2 protein-coding genes are annotated in these 1683 nt (G+C 37.4%); both read right to left on the bottom strand.

Annotation, left to right across the window (positions count from 1 at the left end):
- A partial coding sequence (locus ACT8VG_RS10960; RefSeq protein ID WP_444195899.1) for a lysylphosphatidylglycerol synthase transmembrane domain-containing protein occupies positions 1-530 on the bottom strand: 530 nt, incomplete at its 3' end.
- A 175-nt stretch (positions 531-705) separates the two neighbouring features.
- Positions 706-1683: uracil-xanthine permease family protein (locus ACT8VG_RS10965; RefSeq protein ID WP_444195900.1), on the bottom strand; the 978-nt coding region annotated here is incomplete at its 5' end.

Raw genomic sequence — 1683 nt, forward strand, 5'->3', positions numbered from 1 at the left:
AGCATATAAAATACAAGAGCCAGAAAAATCAGCACCACAATCCCCAAACATATAAATATCCGCGAAATACCTGAGAAATTTTTCAGCAATGGATACTTAAAAATCATGCATAGTAAGCCAATTGTTAAAAGTGAAAGTGTATACATAACAAGATTAATCAGCAGGGCCACTGTAGCAGCATAGCCCGGTATGCCATCCCTTATCATGAAATACGCACTGGCTGGCTGTCCTCCCGATGCCGATGGTGTAATAGCCGAAAAATACACATCGGCTCCACCATACACAGTACCATCAATCGCGCTGGTTTTATACCCAAAGTGTCTTGCCATGCGTACCAGAGCAAAGCCTTCAAACCAAATAAACCCAAACGTACAAACAAAACTCATAAAAAGCCAGCCTTTATTTGCATTTCTGATAAAACTCATAAGAATTTCAAACGAAAAATGCTTGCTCTGTGAGACAACGGTCCATATGCTTAAGATAGCTATAAAAACAGAAGCTATCGCCCAAAATATCTTTTTTCTGTCCATTAAATCTAATCCCCTAAAAAAAAACTGGTAAAGTGAATTATGAAAATACACCATACCAGTTTATTGTAGAGAATATATATAACTTTATCAAGTAAAATATTATTAATATCTTTTTAATGTTTGTTAAATTATTTACTGTTACAACTAACAAATCAGTCTAAATACAAATTAACTTCTATGATTCCTCTTCCTCATCATTGTCAGTGTTCATCATATACACACCCCTGCTTGCATCTCCATCAGGATTCTTTCCAAACTCGTAATCATTTCCCGGCAGAATAGCATTTAAGAAAATTCCAGCGATAGCTGCAATTGCCAAAGCTGTCAGTGTAATTGATGTTCCTGCTACAGTAAATGTCAGTCCATTTCCAAAGCCAAGACCACATACAAAAATAACACCTGCAATAATCAGATTTCTTGATTTAGTCAGATCTACCTTGTTTTCAACAACATTTCTAACTCCTATTGCTGAAATCATTCCATAAAGCATAAATGAAACTCCACCAATAATCGCTGATGGCATAGTAGATATTACAGCCGAAAACTTTGGAATAAACGAAAGTGCAATAGCAAAAACAGCCGCAATACGGATAACTCTCGGATCATATACCTTAGACAGCTCAAGCACTCCAGTATTCTCACCATATGTTGTATTAGCCGGTCCTCCGATAGCTCCTGCGAATGCAGTTGCAATTCCATCACCTATAAGTGTCCTATGAAGACCCGGATCAGCAATAAAGTTCTGCTCTACTGTAGCAGAAATAGCAGACATGTCGCCAATATGCTCCATCATAGTCGCAACAGCGATAGGCGCCATAACAAGAATGGACGTAATATCAAACTTCATGAACTGAAATTTAGGTATTCCGACCCACGCAGATGATGCAATTGATGTAAAATCAAGAATTGCGGAACCATCAGGATTAGTAATTCCAGCAGTATTCATAATAAGAGCCACAACATAGGAAATAATTACTCCCATTAGAATAGGAATGATCTTAAATAAGCCCTTTCCCCAAATATTGAAAATAATTATAACTCCAAGTGCAATAATTGCAAGAACCCAGTTTGTTGAAGCATTATTGATAGCTGAGCCGGCAAGTGAAAGACCAATGCATATGATAATAGGTCCTGTCACTACAGGTGGAAGAAA

Source organism: Catenibacterium sp. (assembly GCF_052354645.1).
Lineage (GTDB): Bacteria > Bacillota_I > Bacilli_A > Erysipelotrichales > Coprobacillaceae > Catenibacterium > Catenibacterium mitsuoka_A.